The organism is Planctomycetota bacterium, from assembly GCA_021414025.1.
Classification (GTDB): domain Bacteria; phylum Planctomycetota; class Phycisphaerae; order Phycisphaerales; family SM1A02; genus SYAC01.
In genome coordinates this window covers 117,773-134,528 of the sequence record JAIOPG010000008.1, presented here as the reverse complement: position 1 = coordinate 134,528, position 16,756 = coordinate 117,773, and the positions used below count along the sequence as shown (strand labels likewise).

At 64.3% G+C, this 16,756-nt stretch carries 16 protein-coding genes; 8 read left to right on the top strand and 8 right to left on the bottom strand.

The genetic code is table 11. The features are described from left to right. Positions 1–7: 7 nt before the first annotated feature. Positions 8–775 carry a type II secretion system GspH family protein gene (locus tag K8R92_11635; GenBank protein ID MCE9620541.1) on the bottom strand — a complete coding sequence of 256 codons (768 nt, stop codon included), beginning with the start codon at positions 773–775 and terminating at the stop codon, positions 8–10. A 212-nt stretch (positions 776–987) separates the two neighbouring features. Here K8R92_11635 and K8R92_11630 point away from each other — a divergent pair, with 212 nt between their 5' ends. The 4 genes from K8R92_11630 to dnaE all read left to right on the top strand — a co-directional run bounded on the left by K8R92_11630 (position 988) and on the right by dnaE (position 7,864). Continuing rightward, positions 988–1,572 carry a sigma-70 family RNA polymerase sigma factor gene (locus K8R92_11630; GenBank protein ID MCE9620540.1) on the top strand — a complete coding sequence of 195 codons (585 nt, stop codon included), beginning with the start codon at positions 988–990 and terminating at the stop codon, positions 1,570–1,572. Positions 1,573–1,990: 418 nt separating this feature from the next. After that, positions 1,991–2,884 carry a hypothetical protein gene (locus K8R92_11625; GenBank protein MCE9620539.1) on the top strand — a complete coding sequence of 298 codons (894 nt, stop codon included), beginning with the start codon at positions 1,991–1,993 and terminating at the stop codon, positions 2,882–2,884. 106 nt (positions 2,885–2,990) lie between these two features. After that, positions 2,991–3,887, top strand: coding sequence for an aminotransferase class IV (locus tag K8R92_11620; protein MCE9620538.1), 897 nt, complete (start codon positions 2,991–2,993; stop codon positions 3,885–3,887). Positions 3,888–3,985: 98 nt separating this feature from the next. Then, on the top strand, positions 3,986–7,864 hold the full coding sequence (gene dnaE / locus K8R92_11615) for a DNA polymerase III subunit alpha (protein MCE9620537.1): 3,879 nt from the start codon (positions 3,986–3,988) through the stop codon (positions 7,862–7,864). Between the two features lie 19 nt (positions 7,865–7,883). Here the strand turns inward: dnaE and pdxH are convergent, their stop codons facing one another. Both pdxH and K8R92_11605 read right to left on the bottom strand, forming a co-directional pair. After that, complete coding sequence (gene pdxH / locus K8R92_11610) at positions 7,884–8,507, bottom strand: pyridoxamine 5'-phosphate oxidase (GenBank protein ID MCE9620536.1); 624 nt, start codon at positions 8,505–8,507, stop codon at positions 7,884–7,886. Next, positions 8,504–8,995, bottom strand: a complete 492-nt coding sequence (locus K8R92_11605) for an NYN domain-containing protein (GenBank protein ID MCE9620535.1) — start codon at positions 8,993–8,995, stop codon at positions 8,504–8,506. The genes pdxH and K8R92_11605 overlap by 4 nt, the downstream gene beginning before the upstream one ends. A 106-nt stretch (positions 8,996–9,101) precedes the next feature. On the opposite strand from K8R92_11605, the gene rpsU reads away from it, so the two are divergent. Genes rpsU through trmB form a run of 3 tightly spaced genes read left to right on the top strand, consistent with a single transcriptional unit; the run spans position 9,102 to position 10,677 of the window. Beyond that, positions 9,102–9,410 (top strand): 30S ribosomal protein S21, encoded by a 309-nt coding sequence (gene rpsU, locus K8R92_11600; GenBank protein MCE9620534.1) that lies wholly within the window; start codon positions 9,102–9,104, stop codon positions 9,408–9,410. A gap of 8 nt (positions 9,411–9,418) precedes the next feature. After that, the gene (gene rsfS / locus K8R92_11595; protein MCE9620533.1) at positions 9,419–10,024 is read left to right on the top strand and encodes a ribosome silencing factor; all 606 of its coding nucleotides are present in this window, start codon (positions 9,419–9,421) and stop codon (positions 10,022–10,024) included. Positions 10,025–10,029: 5 nt separating this feature from the next. After that, entirely contained in the window at positions 10,030–10,677 is a 648-nt protein-coding gene (gene trmB, locus K8R92_11590; protein MCE9620532.1) for a tRNA (guanosine(46)-N7)-methyltransferase TrmB, read from the top strand. Here the strand turns inward: trmB and K8R92_11585 are convergent. Then, a complete protein-coding gene (locus tag K8R92_11585) occupies positions 10,664–11,029 on the bottom strand; it encodes a ClpX C4-type zinc finger protein (protein MCE9620531.1) in 366 nt (121 codons plus the stop codon). The two genes, trmB and K8R92_11585, sit on opposite strands and share 14 nt — an antisense overlap. Before the next feature lie 38 nt (positions 11,030–11,067). On the opposite strand from K8R92_11585, the gene K8R92_11580 reads away from it, so the two are divergent. Continuing rightward, on the top strand, positions 11,068–12,612 hold the full coding sequence (locus K8R92_11580; protein ID MCE9620530.1) for a HAMP domain-containing protein: 1,545 nt from the start codon (positions 11,068–11,070) through the stop codon (positions 12,610–12,612). Here K8R92_11580 and K8R92_11575 read toward each other — a convergent pair. Genes K8R92_11575 through K8R92_11560 form a run of 4 tightly spaced genes read right to left on the bottom strand, consistent with a single transcriptional unit; the run spans position 12,590 to position 16,737 of the window. Then, positions 12,590–12,904 carry a hypothetical protein gene (locus tag K8R92_11575; protein ID MCE9620529.1) on the bottom strand — a complete coding sequence of 105 codons (315 nt, stop codon included), beginning with the start codon at positions 12,902–12,904 and terminating at the stop codon, positions 12,590–12,592. The two genes, K8R92_11580 and K8R92_11575, sit on opposite strands and share 23 nt — an antisense overlap. A 9-nt stretch (positions 12,905–12,913) precedes the next feature. After that, positions 12,914–14,641 (bottom strand): glycosyltransferase family 39 protein, encoded by a 1,728-nt coding sequence (locus K8R92_11570; protein MCE9620528.1) that lies wholly within the window; start codon positions 14,639–14,641, stop codon positions 12,914–12,916. Next, positions 14,638–15,918 carry an MFS transporter gene (locus K8R92_11565; GenBank protein ID MCE9620527.1) on the bottom strand — a complete coding sequence of 427 codons (1,281 nt, stop codon included), beginning with the start codon at positions 15,916–15,918 and terminating at the stop codon, positions 14,638–14,640. Before K8R92_11565 ends, K8R92_11570 begins: the two co-directional genes overlap by 4 nt. After that, positions 15,919–16,737: a hypothetical protein gene (locus K8R92_11560; protein MCE9620526.1), complete on the bottom strand. Its 819-nt coding sequence runs from the start codon at positions 16,735–16,737 to the stop codon at positions 15,919–15,921. It lies immediately after the preceding gene. Positions 16,738–16,756 lie beyond the last annotated feature (19 nt).

Sequence of the window (16,756 nt, the reverse complement as noted above, 5' to 3'; positions counted from 1 at the left end):
GTCGATCTCAGTGCCCGACTTCAATTTGAATCGAGCTCCAGATCTTGGTGAAGGAGATCTGCTCCTTGACCGTCAGCTCCTCTTGATCGATCGGCAGCCTTTCCAGGTTGTAGCCCACGGACTTGTTGCCGTACCAGGAGATCGAGCCGTCGCCGCGCAAGGCGTTGCCGCCCATGATGTGGTTGAAGTCACTGCCGGTTCGAAGTCCGTCGCTGACCAGGATCGTCTGGTTGTTGCCGTCGTCGAAGAGCGGACGGTCAGTCATTGTCGTGTCGCGGTCCCCGGCGTACTGGTAGTTGCAATACAGCTTGCGGGTGCTCAGCGCGGGCTGCGGCGAATTCATCGGGGAGTTCAGTTCGGCCTCGGCATCCGCAAAGTGATGCTGTCCATGATGGGAGGGGCAGAAGAGGCACTGGCAGCTGTCAAGATAGGAGCCGCCGCCGGAGTTGCGCCACAGCAGACCGAGGCCGTCCCATTCCTGAGCTCCGGTGAAGGTGTCGGTCATCGCGGTGAGCGCCATCGTTTCCTGGTAGCGGCGCTGATCGGAATGGAAGCAGTAGGGAAGCCTCCGTCGATTGTCGTTCGAGTAGCCGTGGATCCCGTAATGGATCATGCGCATGTTGCTCGCGCACATCAACTTCTCCGCCGAGCCGCGCACCATCTTGAAGGTGGGCACAAGCATCCCGAACAAGATCGCGATGATCGAGAGCGTGATGAGAAGTTCGATGAGACTAAAACCAGCCGCCGATTTGAAGGGTCGGTCTGAATGGGTCAATGATTGATCGGCGATGATTTTCATCCGATAACAACCCAGTCCGTGAGAGTACACCCACGCCCAATCCAAACCTCTACATCGTATCTTGTCACGGTTTTTATGAAAGTAAAAATTAATTTCAGATTCTTCGTGACTTTTCCCAAATCCGGACTAGGTTGACTCCATGGTGATTCCCAATTCAGGGGGTCGCTTACAACCAGGAGGAGTGGAAAATGACCTTTCAATCAGGTGAAGAAGAGTGGGTTTTTATGTCGAAAGTTGCCTCTGGAGATGAGGCTGCGATCGCACAGTTGTATGACGCTTTTGGTGCCTTGGTCTTCAAATCCGCGCGTCAGGTACTGACACGCCGGGCCGAAGCCGAGGACGCCGTCCAGGACATTTTTGTGCAGCTCTGGAAGACGGCCGACCGCTTCGATTTTCGAAGGGCGCGGCTGGTCACCTGGGTGATGCTGATCACCCGGAGGCATTTGATCGACAAGCTCCGCCGCAAGGGTTCCCGTCCGGAAACCCTGGGTTTTGACGCGGAAAACACCTCGTTCCGTCAATTGAACGAGCGTTCCAATGATGCGGCCCAGCCCATGGTGGCAAGTGAAAGCAAGAAGGCGCTTCGCGCCAAAGTGGCCATGCTGCCCGAGTTGCAGCGCGAGGTGATCGAGCGGGCCTATTTGAATGGATTCACGCTTCGCGAAGTGAGCGAGCAGTTGAATGTCCCGCTGGGAACCGTCAAAAGTGCCCTCAGTCGGGGCTTGGGACGCTTGCGGGAGCGCATCGGCGGCACTGCCGAAGAGTTGGCGTAATTAAGGACATCCAGGCCCGAAAGCGGGTCTGGATGCCAGACAGTTCGAAGGGCATTTTCACCTGGGAAGGGTTACCTTCCCAGGTTTTCTTTTTCAAAGACGCCACCAGGCCGTGCAAACCGATCCTCAACAACGTAAAGCCTGCAAATTCGAGCATATATGTGGGGATCTTCTGAAAAAAATGAATTCGATGGAGCCGTCGGGGCGACCCATGCGGATAGCCCGATGACAATGAGGGAGTGGCGAGAGACCAATAGGGCTCTCGAATTACGGGTTCACTCCTCGTTCGTAGTCTAAGTTGGACTGCAGGGGGACCCATCAAAGGGATTTATTGCTTTGCGAAGCAGTAAAGATTTAGGTCTAAAGGGCGAGAGAGCTTGGACCGATGGAGATTGATGTCATGACTGCTCCCGAACCAATGCGACGAGACGAACTGCTTGAGATGGCCTCCTTGGATGCCTTGGGAATGCTCGAGGCGGACGAGGCTGCGTTCTTCAGTCGGAGCTTCCTTGAGGCGCCCCGCGTCGTGCAGGAGGAAATTCGCGCATTGCAGGCGAGCGTCGTTTCGGATGCCCAGCTGCTTTCCGACGAGGAGCCGCCCGCTTCACTTCGAAGCCGTGTCATCGGTTCCGTGCTCTCGGCGGTTGATCAGGAGAACCAGGGCCTGGCGCCCATCGCGACGATCGGCTCCCTGAAGAAGGCCCGCCCTTCGGCCTCCACGACCACCGCGCTCCTGAACGAAGACGTTCGAACCATGGATCAACTGGATGAAGTCGAGAGGCGACTCCAAGTGGAGCGGCAGTCCATCCGGACCCGCTCGATGAATCGCTCCCTGATGGCGTGGCGCGCGGCCACGGTGGGCTGCGCGGCTTCGCTCCTGGCCACCTTTGTCTGGGTCAGCGTGATCGCGAACCAGGCCTTGAAGGTCACCCAGCTCGCCCAGAACACATCGACCCAGCAGGAAATCGAGAAGCAACTTGGATCGAGCCTCACGCAGTTCTACTCCAGCGCGTGCAAGGTGCGCTCGCTGGTGACGACCAATGCCGAAAGCAATGTGGCCGGGGTTCTCTACATCGACCGCAAGAGCGGAGAATCCTTCCTGGTGGCCTTCGGCCTTCAGGCCAACGCCGACTACACGCTGCGCTTGAAGTCGATCGACGGATCCTCGACGGATCTGGGCAGACTGACCGGCGGCGGCAAGATCGCGGGCGCGAAGTTCGCGTCGGCTGATGTGACCAAGCTTCAATTCGAGGAGATCGAAGTGCTCGACGCCAAGGGAACGGTCGTGCTTTCGACCCGAGCGATCCTGTAAGCACCGTCGGTACGGCGGGCTCCTCAGGACCCATTCAACGATTGAGGCCGGGCATTCCGAACAGGAATGCCCGGTTCAATTTTTGGCATGCGTTACCTTGTGGCGCATGGTGATCTGGCTCAACGGAACCTTTCTCTCTCCCGATGACGCGCGGCTCTCCCCGCTGGATGCGGGGCTGCAGCATGGGGTCGGCTTGTTCGAGACGCTGCAAGCCCGGGGGGGACGGGTGTTTCGCCTGCAGGATCACCTGGAGCGATTGCGCCGCAGCGCGGAATCGCTGGAGCTGATGAGCACGCTGCGAACGGAGCCTCTGGCGGAGGCCGTGGCCGAGGTGGCGAAGAAATGGGGCGAAAAGGACGCACGAATTCGCGTCACCCTGACCGGCGGCGTGGTCAACATGCTCAAAGCCTCCCGGGACGCGGCGCCGGCGGTGATCGAGCCGACTTTGCTAATCGTGGCGAGCGCCGCAACGCCCTTCCCGCCCCAGCTGTTTGAACGCGGCGTGGGGGTGGCGGTCTCGGATCAGCGTGTGGCCAGTTCGGATCGATTCGCGGCGCACAAGACTGTGGCCTATTGGCCGCGATTGTTCGCCTTGCGACAGGCGGCGCGGCTCGGAGCGAGCGAATCCCTGTGGTTCGACACCCGCGGGCGCCTGGCCAGCGGATGCACCAGCAATGTCTTTCTCATCAAGGGAGGTGAATTGCAGACGCCCAACTCCGGTGATGAGGTCGACGGGAGCCCGGTGCTGCCGGGCATCGCGCGGCGCACGGTGTGCGAGCTCGCGCCAACCCTGGGCATGGAAGTTCGGCGAAGGGAACTCGTCATCGACGACGTGCTGTCGGCGGATGAATGCTTCCTGACCAACGCCGCGTGGGGGGTGCTGCCGGTGGTCCGGGTGGAGCAATCGAAGGTGGGCGGCGGCGAGCCGGGCGAAGGGACGCGCAAGCTCCGCAAGGGATGGCTTGAGCGGGTGGCGGCCGAGTGCTCGAGTTCCGCGGCGTAGTCCCGCGTTTGTGGACAACCCCGGAAGATGGTGTGGCGGGATGGTCGGGCGATTACCATGGCTTCGTCCGCTGACCAATACTCGAAGAAGGAGCTTCAGTGCCCGACGACGTTCACGCCAAGGAGAGGCCACAGTTCGCGCATCTTCACCTGCACAGCGAGTACAGCCTGCTGGACGGAGCCAACAAGCTGGAGCGGCTCGTCGAGCGCGTGAAGGAGCTGGGCATGGACTCGGTGGCCGTGACCGATCACGGCAATCTGCACGGCGCGGTCGAGTTCTACAACGCGGCGCGGAGCGCGGGTGTGAAGCCCATCCTGGGCATCGAGGCGTACGTCGCGATCGGGGATCGGCGCGAGCGCGTGCAGACCGGGATCGCCGACGGCGGTTTCCATCTGGTGCTGCTGGCGGAAAACCTCGCCGGGTGGCGGAACCTGATGAAGCTGAGCTCGGATGCCTATCTCAACGGGTTCTACTACAAGCCGCGCATGGACAAGAGCACGCTTGAGCAGTGGGGTGCGGGCCTCATCGCCATCAACGGCCACCTGGGCTCGAGCCTGGCTCATCACCTGACTCTTTTTGCGCAGACGCAGGACCCCAGGCACTGGGAGGACGCGCGAAACGAGGCCCTATGGCACGCGAAGACCTTCGGGGCCAACGAACGCGGCGAGCCTCGCTTCTACGTCGAGCTGCAGCGTCACATCGAGGAGCAGTGGCGGATCGATCCGCTGCTTCAGAAGCTGGCGCAGGAACTGGGCCTGCCGCTGGTGTGCGACAACGACGCGCATTTTTTGCGAGCAGAGGACCACGACACGCACGACACGCTCTGCTGCATCAGCATGGCGAGGACCAAGGACTCGACGGATCGCCTGCGCTATCCGGAGCAGCTCTATGTGAAGAGCCCCGAGGAGATGTCCGAGTTGTTCGCGGATGTTCCGGATTCGCTCCGCAATGCCTGCGCCATCGCGGCCCGCTGCAACGTGGAGCTGCCGCAGGACGAGAGCCATGCGCCGCTGGTGCGGGTGAAGAAAGTCAAGCGGGACAAGGGCCCGGAGGCGATGGACGCCACCGAGGCGTTCACCGAGTTCTGCCGTGCCTACGAGCTGCGCCCCTTTGACGCCACGCAAGCCTCCGCGAAGGACCGGACGGCGGCCAAGTCGGAGTGCGACGAGGCGCTGCGCGAGCTCTCCGAGGCGGGCCTGATGTGGCGCTACGGAAAGGCCGGGATCACCGAAGCCATCCGCACGCGGCTGGAGCGGGAACTGAAGATCCTGGCGGACAAAAGCATCTCGGCCTACTTCCTGATCGTGTGGGACTTCGTGAACTGGGCGCGGCAGCAGGGCATTCCCGCGATCGCCCGCGGCAGCGGCGTGGGCACCATGGTGGGCTATGTGCTGGGGCTCTCCAACGCCTGCCCCGAGCGCTTCGGCCTGCTCTTTGAGCGCTTCACCGATCCCGATCGCAGCGAGTATCCCGACATCGACGTGGACATCTGCCAGGACGGACGCGCCCGGGTCCTGGAATACGTGCGCAACAAGTACGGCCATGTGGCGCAGATCATCACCTTCGGAAGGCTCAAGGCCAAGGCGGCGGTGAAGGACGTGGCCCGCGTGATGGGTTTGTCCCCCTCGGAGGGACAGCGCCTCGCCAACATGGTGCCGGCGGAACTGCACATCACGCTTGCCGAGGCGATCGAGCGCGAGGAGGAATTGCAGAAGGCGATGAAGGCCGATCCGCTGATCGCGAAGGTCCTCGAGCACGCTCAGGCGCTGGAGGACCACGCGCGGCACGCGGGCATTCACGCGGCCGGCGTCGTGATCGCCACGCGGCCGCTCGACGAGATCGTTCCGCTCTGCCGGGCCACCGGTGGCGGCGACGAAGTGGTGACGGTCACGCAGTGGGATGGACCCACCTGCGAACAGGCGGGACTTTTGAAGATGGATTTTCTCGGGCTGCGGACGCTGACCACGATCGAGCGCTGCCGGCAGATGATTCGAAGCGGACTCTCCGAGGGCGCGATCTGGGCCGCGGTGGGACGCAGCGAGGGCGACGGCGGGCCCCATCCGCTGGACCTGGACCGGATCCCGACCGACGACCAGCGCGTGCTTTCGCTTTTCCGTCGCGGCGACACGATGGGCATCTTCCAGTTTGAATCCGGCGGCATGCGCAAGTTGCTGGTGGACATGCAGCCCGACCGACTGGAGGACTTGATCGCGGCCAACGCCCTCTTCCGGCCCGGGCCGATGGACCTGATTCCGGATTTCAACGCGCGCAAGCACAAGCGGCAGGCGGTGCCCAAGCTGCACGATCTGGTGGACAAGCTGACCGCGGAGACCTACGGCATCATGGTCTATCAGGAGCAGGTCATGCAGGTGCTCCACCAGCTCGGCGGCATTCCGCTGCGGGCGGCCTACACCGTCATCAAGGCGATCAGCAAGAAGAAGACCGACGTGATCGAGTCGGCGCGTGCGGATTTCGTCGCGGGCTCGGTGACTCGCGGCGTGGATCCGCAGGACGCCGCCAACCTTTTCGAACTGATTCTTCGATTCGCCGGGTATGGCTTCAACAAGAGTCACTCCACGGGGTACGCCATCGTCGCCTACCAGACGGCTTACTTGAAAACCTTTTTCCCCGCCTTCTACATGGCCTCCGTGCTGAGCCTGGAAAGTCAGGCGCGCAAGATCGAGGAGTGGGCGGTCTATCTCGATGATTGCAATCGCTGCCTCTGGCCCGATTCGACCAAGGCCAAGCCCCACGTCGGCGTCGAGGTGAAGCCGCCCGACATCAACCGCAGCGAGAATGACTTCGCCGTGGTGTTCGAGGAGGGCGAGACTGCCGACGCCTGTCACGGGCATGTGCGTTTCGGCTTGCGGGCGATCAATGGAGTCGGCGACAACGCGGTCCGCGCCGCGGTGGCCGAGCGCAAGAAGGGCGGCGCCTACCGTGACTTCTTCGAGTTCTGCGAACGGGCCGACGCCAAGGCCGTCACCAAGGCGACGCTCGAGTCGCTGGTCAAGGGCGGAGTCTTCGATGCGCTGCACGGCGTGGCCTCGCGGGCCGCGCTGCTGGCGGCCATTCCGGAGGCCGTGCGCGCTGCGCAGCAAAAGGCCAAGGACAAGCTCAGCGGCCAGCTGAGCATGTTCGGTTCCTTCGACGAGTCTGCGACCGCGGGGAAGAAGGAAGGCGCCGCAACGCCACTCCCGAATGTTCCGCCGTGGGACCGCGCCACGATGCTGTCGATGGAAAAGGAGGCGCTCGGGTTCCATGTGAGCGGCCATCCGCTGGATGATTTTGCAATGGAGATCCGCAGCTTCTGCACTGCGGACAGTCGCGCCATCGCGGAGATGCCTGCCGACGCGCCGCTGGTGCTCGCCGGGGTCGTGAGCCGGGTCCGCGCTACGGTGAGTCAGAAAGGGCGCGAGCCGGGCCGCCGCATGGCGATGCTGACCTTCTCCGACCGCGTCGGACAGGTCGACGGCGTGATCTTTCCCGAGTCCTTCGCCAAGCATGGCGAGCATCTGCAGGTCGACCGCGTGGTGATCGCGATCGGTCACCTGGACCGCTCGCGGGCGGAGCCGAGCATCATCGTGGACCGCGTGATCCCGATTCAGCGCGCCCAGGAGTGCCTCGCCATGAAGCTGGAGATCCGGCTCCGGGGCGGCAACGGGCAGACGGATTCGCAACTGCGCGGCGCCTGGAACATGGTGGCCGGCGTGCTGCGCCAATCCGCCGGCGGCATGCAATCGCTCGACGGGCGCCCCGTGGACACCTGGTTGCGCCTGCAACTGGAGGATGGGCGAGAGGTGGTGATGATGGCGCGCGGCCTTCGCGTGGTGCCCGACCAGCAGCTGCTTTCTCGCGTCCGCGCGGTGCTCGCGGATCTGGGCGAAGTCACCGTGCATGGGGGCTGGACGCCGCCGGCGAAGAAGCCGCGCGGATGGCAGGGGTCTTCACGGCGCGGCGCCGAAGTGATGGCTTGATGGCGCTGCGCCCGTACCGTCAGGGGCAGAGGCGCTGCACCGTCCAACCGGAGCCGGCGCGGGAGTAGAGCACGCGATCGTGCAGTCGCTGCGGATCGCCCTGCCACAATTCGATGCGCTCCAGGGAGACCCGGTAGCCGCCCCAATGCGGCGGGCGCGGGACATCGCGGCCCTTGAACCGGGACTCCTGCTCCTGCTGCGCCTGCTTCAGCGCCGCGAGGTTCGCCACGGGATGGCTTTGATGGCTTGCCCAGGCGTTGATCTGGCTCTCGCGCGGCCGGGTCTTCCAATAGTCGTCGCTCTCAGCATCGCTGACATGGGTCGCGGCGCCCTCGATCCGGATCTGCCGGCCGATCGGCGCCTGGTCCCAGTGAAAGAGCAGCGCCGCGGCGGCGTTGGCCGCGATCGCGATGCCCTTGCGGCTCTGACGGTTGGTGAAGAAGACGGCACCGCGCTCGTCGAAACCGCGCAGCAACACGATGCGCGCCGAGGGCCGCCCGTCGGGATCGATCGTGGCCAGCGTCATCGCGTTGGGAAAGGGCAGCGGCAGTTGCTCCGCCTCTGCAAACCATTGGCGGCACGCCGCGACGGGATCGGCGGGCGGATGGTCGAAGTCAATCGGTGCGGATGTGGGCGCGGTCATGGTCGGTCCTTGCTCTTGGAATCACCGGAGAGCCCGAAGGTTTCCAACCAGTTCTGGACGCTCCGCGGGTCCAGCGTAACATTGCGATCGGGCGACTGAGGGCGCGGAGTGCGGCGCAGATCACTGGCCAGATGCTGAAGAAATGTCGCGCTGGACAGGGTCCGGGCGCCGAGTCGCGTCGCGGTCTTCTGCACCTGTCGATCGGAGGAAACCACCAGATGGCGGCGCGGATGACTGGACTCCTGCAGGGTGGCGGCGATCCGGTCGTCGGCTTTCTGGGCGCCCGTCCAGACCAAGGTGACGAAACTGCCGCGCAGGAAACTCGACGAAGAGGGCTTCTGTCCGTCGCACACCAGGGAGACCTTCTCGCCGCGGTAGCGGCTTCGCTCGATCCATCCCGCCAGATCCGCCGGCTCGGGCCCGGCCATCTCCGGCGGCAGGACGCCCGTCACGTGCAGCACATTCAGGGCGTCGACCAGGACGGGCATCGGGCCATTATGGCTGAAAAATCAAGGATCGAACCGCTTGCGGGGAGGGGGGAAAACGGTCATGATACGAGGCTCTTTACCTCAAACCCGAAGGACAACTGCAACTATGGCGATTCGTATCAAGGCTCGTGCCGGTGAATCCGCGGAACAACTTCTGCGGCGCTTCAAGAAAATCTGCGAGAAGGAAGGCCTGACCAAGGAGGTCAAGAAGCGCCAGTACTACGAGAAGCCGTCGGAGCGCAAGCGCCGCGAAGTGCGGCGCGGCCCGCCACGCGAACTCGGACGCCCCGGATCGACCGCGGTCGGCGCGGGATCGCGCGACGGCGGACGCAGCGGCGGAGCGGGCGGACGCGCCGGCGCCAAGAGCAAGTCCAAGTCGGGCGGACGCGGCATGTCGCGGGGCCGCAGCGAGTGACCGTGCGAGTGTCTTCGAAGAGCCAGGCCCCGGTCGCGAAGAAAGCCGAAGCACCACTGAACGTGTCGCGCTCGCAGAGCCAGGGCGACGCCAAGGACATTCGCCAGTTCGCGATCGAGCTGGCGCGCATGGCCTCGGAGCTGAAGTGCGAGCAGGTCACCCTGATCGATGTGCGCGGCCGCAGCCAGCTCTGCGAATATCTGGTCATTGCCAGCGGAACCAGCGACCGGCAGATGAAGGCCGTCGCCGACCAGTTGAAAGCCTATGGCGCCGAGCATGGCATGCCCCGCTGGAAGCGCGACCGCGACACCAACGGCACCTGGATCGCCGCCGATTTCGTCGATGTCGTCGTGCATCTCTTTGAGCCCGGGCAGCGTGCGTGGTATGACCTCGAGGGGATGTGGGTGGATGCGCCGCGCGTGGAGTGGCGCAAGAAGACCATCGAGAAGTCGGAGCCTGCACAAGCAGCACCGGTCGCCAAGGCGCCGGCGGTCAAGAAGGCGGCTGCGAAATCCAAGGCCGCCAAAGTCGTGAAGGCGAAGGCCACCAAGGCGAAGGCCCGCGCCACGGCCAAGAGCGCCAAGAAGTCGAAGAATAAGACTTCGAGCAAATAATTCGATTGAGCGAGCGAGCGCACCCAGATCTGAGGCCGTGGGGCTGGAATCAGCGGGATCTGACGGCGCCGGAGCAAGGCCGGATCGCCGCGGATTTCTTTTTCCCGGGGCGCGACGAGTCTCGCCCCTTCGAGATCGAAATCGGGTCGGGCAAGGGGACTTTCCTCGTGCAGGAGGCGACGCGCTGCCCCGAGCGCGACTTCCTGGGCGTGGAGAACGCGGGCGAATTCTTCCGCCACGCCACCGACCGGGTGCGGAGGCATGCCTTGCCCAATGTGCGCATGCTCTATGCGGACGCAGTCGAGTTCATCGCGCACTGGCTGCCCGACGGTTGCGTGGCGATCATCCACTTGTATTTCAGCGACCCCTGGCCCAAGGCGCGCCACCACAAGCGCCGCGTGCTGCAGCATGCGGCGCTGGCGCAGTTCCATCGCGTGCTGCGCCCGGGCGGCGAGGTGCGACTGGTCACCGATCACGACGAGCTGTGGAAGTGGTACGAGGAGCTGCTGGCGGCGCAGGATCTGTTCACGCGCAAGGCTTTCGCCCCGCCGGCCAGCGCCGAGGCGGGCGAGGTGGTCGGCACAAATTTCGAGCGGAAATACCGGCGCGAGGGTCGGCCCTTCCACGCCACGACCCTGGTCAAGCGCTCGTGAGCGGGCGCTTCCATCCGGATTCGGCGTCCCGCTCCAGCGTGCGCGCCGCCTGAACGGCGCAGCGTCTGCAGATGCGGGCGGCGGAGCGATCGGCGGGCGAAAGCGGCGGGGCGGGAACGCTCCAGGCGGGCTCCTTCCGGGCCTCCAGGCACATGGTGCAAAGGTCGGCGCAAGCCGTTTCCGTGGGCACGGACGCGAACGCGCTCATCGCCGCGGTCAGGCAGCGCCCGCAGATGCAGCCTCCCTGGTGTCCCTCGACGAAGGGCTGGGCGAGCGTCCACGGGCGGCCGCAGAAGTCGCAGAGAAAATCATCGGGCTCCATGCGATCGGAGTTCGATCCGGGTCGGTGCATGTCGACAGGGTACGCACGCCCGCTATGCTCCGCACAGCATGGCGAGACTCAGTCTCACACAACGCAGCCAATTCGTCATGGGTGCCACGGCTGCGCTGGCCATCTCTGCGGCGATGGTGACGCCGTGGATCCAGACCCGCGTGTCGGCGGAGGCGGAGCTGCTGCAATCGATGCGAGACGTCGCGCAGGTCTGGGCGCACGCACCGGACCTCTCGTCGACCGGATTCCGCTTCGTGAAGGGCTCGGACGCCCAGGCCGCCGCGGGGGATCCCTTCCTGGCGCAGGCCTTTGAGGAATTCGCCCGGGAGCCCGCAAAATTCGACCATTTCGAGCTGCAGCAGGAGGTGGCCCCGCCGCTGTCGCGCTACGTCCGAGCGCTGCGCGGCGACCAGGCCGATCGCGTCGCGTCCGGGGAGCCCGTCGCACTGGACGTTGTGGACGCCGCGTGGCAGAAGCTGCCGTTGACCGGCGTCTTCTCCATCGAGCGCTCCGGCGGCGCTCCCGCCCGGCGGATACTGGAGGACCGCATTTATCTGCTGATCGGCGGCGGGCTGGCGTGGATCGGCATCCTCTTCGCAGTGCGCCTGCTGGTGGTGCGCGGCTATCTGCGCGCGGTGCGGCGGCTGCGCGACGTGGCCAACCGCGTGCGCGGCGGCGACCTCTCCAGCCGCAGCCAGTTGCGCACCGGCGACGAACTGGAAGAGCTGGGGACTTCCTTCAACTCCATGGTGGCCACGCTCGACGCGAGCCAGAAGCAGCTGCAGAGCATGAACGAGAGCCTGGACTTCAAGCTGCTCGAGCTGAGCGAGGCCAATGTCGGGCTCTTCGAAAGCAACCGGCTCAAGAGCGAATTTCTGGCGAATGTCTCGCATGAGCTGCGCACGCCGCTCAACAGCGTGATCGGGTTTGCCGAACTGCTGGCGGAGCTGGCCCGCGCCGATCCCGACGCCGATCCCAAGCGGATCCGCTACATCGAGCACATTCTCAAGAGCGGGCGCGGCCTGCTGGAGATGATCAACGAGCTGCTGGACATGGCCAAGATCGAGGCCGGCCGCATGGAGCTGAGCGTCTCCAATGCCAGCATCCTGGACATGCTCGAAGGCATCTCCGCGATCATGCGGCCGCAGGCGGACCTGAAAAAGATCGCGATCGAGATCCAGCGGCCGGAGAATCTGCCCACGGTGGAGACCGACCCCGGCAAGCTGCAGCAGATTCTCTACAACTTCGTCAGCAACGCGATCAAGTTTTCACCCGAGGGGTCGCGCGTTGTCGTGCACGCCGACCTTTGGGCGGTGGACGGCGCGCCGGGGCTGCGCATCACCGTTGTCGACCATGGGCCGGGCATCCCGCTGGACATGCAGCAGACGATCTTCGAGAAATTCCGTCAGGTCGACGCGAGTCACACCAAGCGCCACGCGGGCACCGGCCTTGGCCTGGCGATCTGCCGCGAGCTGGCCACGATGCTGGGGGCAAAGCTCGGGGTCGATTCCAAATTGAACCAGGGATCGAGCTTCTGGGTGGAGATGCCGCTGGAGTTTCGCGCCAAGAAATTGCCGCCGCTCATGGCGGATCGCGCGGGATGAACAAGCTTCGAATCTGAGCGTCCGCGTCGGGGTCGAGCCGACGAGCCAGACTGGCGTCGAGGCGGTTGGAGAGTTGATCGGAATCGCCGCGACCGATCATCCAGCGCAGCACGGTCTCCGCGACCAGCGAAGGCTCGGTTCCGCCATCGGGGCAGAACAGGTCGTAGTCCGCCCAACTGAGGGTGAACGTAATCTTGCGAAGCGTTCCGCCGGGCTCGATGAACTGCGCATCGAACCGCCAGCCGTGGTCGGCCTCGGTTTCATTCAGGAGTTCGAGCGGGCCGTGGAACATGCACGAAGGTTAGCGATCGGTAGCTGGTGGATCGCGCTGCCAGACGTCGATTACGCCACGGCCCCAGTCCACCCAGCCGTGGAATCCGTGGTATTGATCGCTCTTCCAATACCGCCGTGAGACCGCTTTATAGTTCTCGTGCCGCAGCAGGGCATTGACCGAATCTGGAACGGAGTGCGGATACAGCACCACGATCCAGCACGGCGGCGGCTGGGTCGAACGCAGGCATGCCTCGAGTTCCGATCCGTATTGCCCAGTGGGCAGCAGCTCGAAGTTGTGGGCGAGTGCATACCACTGCCCGACATTGTCCGCCGGCGTGATGATGGCCACAGTGTCCTGCGGCGCCTTGCGCTCCGCCACAAATTCGACCGCTTCGCGCAAAGGCTGCTTGGGCTCAAACATGATGATCTGCCCGATCCACAGCACGCCGACGAATGCCATCCAGGTGACGGCGATCCAGCGGCGGAAGTTCCATATCGATGACAGCCCGACCGCGAGCAGGAACGCGGTGGCGGGCATGGCGAAAAGCAGGAATCGGGCGTAGAGCCAACTGTTGCCCAGCCACGCCGCCAGCAGCGCCACCGGCACCCCCAAGCCCGCGACGGCAAATGCCAGCCGCAGGTTGCGCAGCCGTAAAGCAGCCACCAGGCCCCAAATTGCCAGCGGCAACCCAATCAGCGCCGCGCTAAAATAGGAGCCGCCGAATTGAAGGATCAGCATGACGGCTTCGTCGCTCATGTGCCCGTTCTTGAAGAATCGCGGCTCATTTCCAGTGACGGCGAAGAACTGCTCGCGAGTGTGGAACAAGTCCGGAAGCGCCGGGGACCAGAGACCCAGCGACAGGCACCCAGCCCAGAACACGGCGATGATCGCGCTCACCGCCGCCGCGCGCTGCTCGCGCAACCGGAGCATCCACAGCAGGACAAGGAAATGCCCGACCGCCAGACACGCGGCCACAAAATGCGCCCACGTCGCCAGCGCCATGAACAGGGCATACCACCAGGCGGTTCTGCGGCGGCTGGTTCCCTGCAGCATGGAAAGCATCATGGAATTCGCCAGTGAGCAAAACGCGAAGGAGAGCGCGTAGCCGCGGGCCTCGTCGGAGGCGAACACCGCGGCCGGCGCAAATGCCATCGCGGCCGCCGCGACCAGGGCGACGCGCTCGCTGGTCACTTGCCGCGTGAATTGCCAGACTCCAAACACCGCGACCGGTCCTGCAAGAATGGAAGGAAGTCGTATGCCCGGATCGATGCTCAGCGGCATCGACATCCATGAGAGCAGCGATTGCAGCGGATGATTCGCGGTGGTGAAGGCGTTGCCCATGATGACGCCGGGACCATGCACGACATAAGTGGCCAGCGATGCGATCTCGTCGTACCAGAGGCTTTCGTTGACCCGGATCAGCCGGACGATGAGCGACACGATCAGAAGTACGAAGAGTGGCTTGGAAAAAATCGGGGGTGTATTCGTTGAGGATGGATTCGGCGCGGCACGTCCGGCGCGCCGAAGCAGCCAGGGGAAGAGGCAGAGCGAGAGGCCAACGACGGTCCATCCCACCCGGGCCGCCGCGGCGGAATCCATCGCATGTGCCTGAGCGTTCAGCCGCACCGGATGCAGGAAGAATTGCGCGAGCGCGTCCTGCGAAAGAATCCAGCTGGCGGCGACGATGGCGATGCCGGCGAGCCAGAGGAAAAAATCCGGTTTACGAAGGTTGACGATGGCCGCATTGTCCCTCATGCCGCCACCTCGCTCGCGAGCGCCGGCTCAATCACTTCGACCGTGGCCGGACGAACGCGCGACGGCCGCAGCCAGAGCACCGCAAGTCTCAGCACGCCGGAGAGGACGAAGATGGAGATGTACGCGCTGCCCGAAGTGCCCATTGCCTCAAGGACGGACGCGCCGACGAAGGAACCGGCGGCGATCGCCAGGTAGGTGGTGAAGTTGTAAAGCGCCATCATGGAAGTGCGCTCGCTGTGGCGGATGCTCTCGAGCAGGACCAGGAAGGCCGACAATTCCCACGCCGCCCACATGAAGCCGCTGAAGACCTGGACGAAGGTGAGCCAGGCGAGATTGGAGGAAAGCGAAAGCAGCAGCACGCCGACCGAGGTGCCCGCTGTGCCCAGCAGCAGCACGCGGCGGGCGCCAATCTTGCGGATCACGCCGCCCAGCAACGTGAGCGCCACGCACTTGGAGGCGAAGAGCGTGCAGATGATCAGCAGATAGGAAGCCTTGTCGAACTTCAGGTAGTTCAGGAGCCAGGGATTCACGAAGGGCCCGCTGACGTTGGCGGCGAACTGCAGCGCGATCAGGCAGAGCAGGATGCGCAGGTCGCCGTGCCGCGCGAATCGCGCGGGCAGTGCGTGAAATTCCACGGGGGCGATGTCGGCGGGTCGCAGTTTCACATCGCCCTGATGGTGGAGAAACCAGACGCTGGAGAGGCGCGACAGCGCCGCGAAGATCATGATCAGCATGAAGGCGTTGAGCTGCCAGCCGCCGCGCTCGCCGAAGGAGAGCAGGGCACCCGCGCCGAGCATCGCCGAGAGCTGGGCGATCTGGCAGAAGCGGTTGCGCCCGCTGAAATACTTGGCCCGCAGCGATTCCGGAAAGAGCCGCGCCACCCAGGTGGTCCAGGCCGGGCTGGCGCCGAGGGCGGCGCTCCAGTAGATGGAGATGGTGAGGAAAGCCAGCCAGCTGGGAATTTCACCCATGCCCGCGGCGATAATGAGCGGCACAAACGAGAGCGCCTGCACGATGGAGCAGCCCTGGATCCACTTGCGCGGCGAGCCGACATGGCGCAGTCCCGCGGGCGAGGCGAGCTGGACTGCGGCGCCGACGAGCATGGGAATGGTGGCAATGAGCCCGCCGACGAGCGGACTTTTTCCCAGGGCCAGCACCAGCGCCGCGAAATAGGTCTCGCCCGAGCCGACCATCAGGCAATAGGTGGCGCCATCGCCCGTGCACGCCGTGAAGTCACGGCGGGTGGCGGTCGAATCCGGCTGGCTGGCTTCATCCATTTAGCGGGATGATCGGAGCGTGGGGCGAGTGTCGGAAATTTCCCGGTGGACAAAATCGGGGGCGACCACGATCAGCTTGTCGTTGAAGACGGCAATGGTGCAGGGGCCGCCCGCGGTCTCGGACCAGACATCCGTCTCCACGGTGGATTGAATCAGGCCCTTGATCTTCTGGTAGCGAGCTTCGTTCTGCGAAGGAGTGAATGGTGGAGGTGAGCCGCCGGAGCCGCCGCCCGATCCACCACCCGATCCGCCGCCCGAACCGCCTCCTGAGCCTCCGCCATTTCCGCCGCTTGGAAGTTGCGGCACTTGGAAGTCCGCCGGCCTGAAACCAAGATCAATCACAGAATAGGCGCGCCGCTCCATGGCGCTACTGCGCATCAGCCGGGACTTCGGCCCCGCCTCGATGCCGCCCGGAGTCGCTTGCCAGCGGCATTCTGTGTGCGTGGCATCGCTGACCTGCTGCAGGATATTTTCCAGAACCCGAATGGCCGGCTGATTCTTCGCCTCGAGATCGACCGTGATGGCGGGATCAATCCCTGCCGTGCCCGCGGGCTGGTCCTGCATCAGGGCCTGGATCGGCACACCCGATTTCTTGGAGATCGCCTGGATCGCCTCGGCGAAGGGGAGATGATTGAAGGAGACCGTGATGGGGCGAGTGCGAAGCGTGGAGACCCAGCGACTCCGGGCGGCGTCATTCTTCGCGGAGGATTGCAGCGGCATCGCGAGGGCAACCATCTCGAGCGGAGCGCCCGTGAGGAGGATCGCCGCGATCACAGGGAACGCCAGTCGAACAAACAAGCCAGGGCGATGGATTCGCATTGGGCTGATTTTACGGCAA

Excerpts from the sequence above, each read along its gene's own strand:
- rpsU (MCE9620534.1), top strand. The coding sequence starts at position 9,102 with ATGGCGATTCGTATCAAGGCTCGTGCCGGTGAATCCGCGGAACAACTT.
- K8R92_11560 (MCE9620526.1), bottom strand. The coding sequence starts at position 16,737 with ATGCGAATCCATCGCCCTGGCTTGTTTGTTCGACTGGCGTTCCCTGTG.
- K8R92_11630 (MCE9620540.1), top strand. The coding sequence starts at position 988 with ATGACCTTTCAATCAGGTGAAGAAGAGTGGGTTTTTATGTCGAAAGTT.
- K8R92_11580 (MCE9620530.1), top strand. The coding sequence starts at position 11,068 with ATGGCGAGACTCAGTCTCACACAACGCAGCCAATTCGTCATGGGTGCC.
- K8R92_11605 (MCE9620535.1), bottom strand. The coding sequence starts at position 8,995 with ATGCCCGTCCTGGTCGACGCCCTGAATGTGCTGCACGTGACGGGCGTC.
- pdxH (MCE9620536.1), bottom strand. The coding sequence starts at position 8,507 with ATGACCGCGCCCACATCCGCACCGATTGACTTCGACCATCCGCCCGCC.
- K8R92_11620 (MCE9620538.1), top strand. The coding sequence starts at position 2,991 with ATGGTGATCTGGCTCAACGGAACCTTTCTCTCTCCCGATGACGCGCGG.
- K8R92_11565 (MCE9620527.1), bottom strand. The coding sequence starts at position 15,918 with ATGGATGAAGCCAGCCAGCCGGATTCGACCGCCACCCGCCGTGACTTC.
- K8R92_11625 (MCE9620539.1), top strand. The coding sequence starts at position 1,991 with ATGCGACGAGACGAACTGCTTGAGATGGCCTCCTTGGATGCCTTGGGA.
- K8R92_11570 (MCE9620528.1), bottom strand. The coding sequence starts at position 14,641 with ATGAGGGACAATGCGGCCATCGTCAACCTTCGTAAACCGGATTTTTTC.
- K8R92_11575 (MCE9620529.1), bottom strand. The coding sequence starts at position 12,904 with ATGTTCCACGGCCCGCTCGAACTCCTGAATGAAACCGAGGCCGACCAC.
- K8R92_11585 (MCE9620531.1), bottom strand. The coding sequence starts at position 11,029 with ATGCACCGACCCGGATCGAACTCCGATCGCATGGAGCCCGATGATTTT.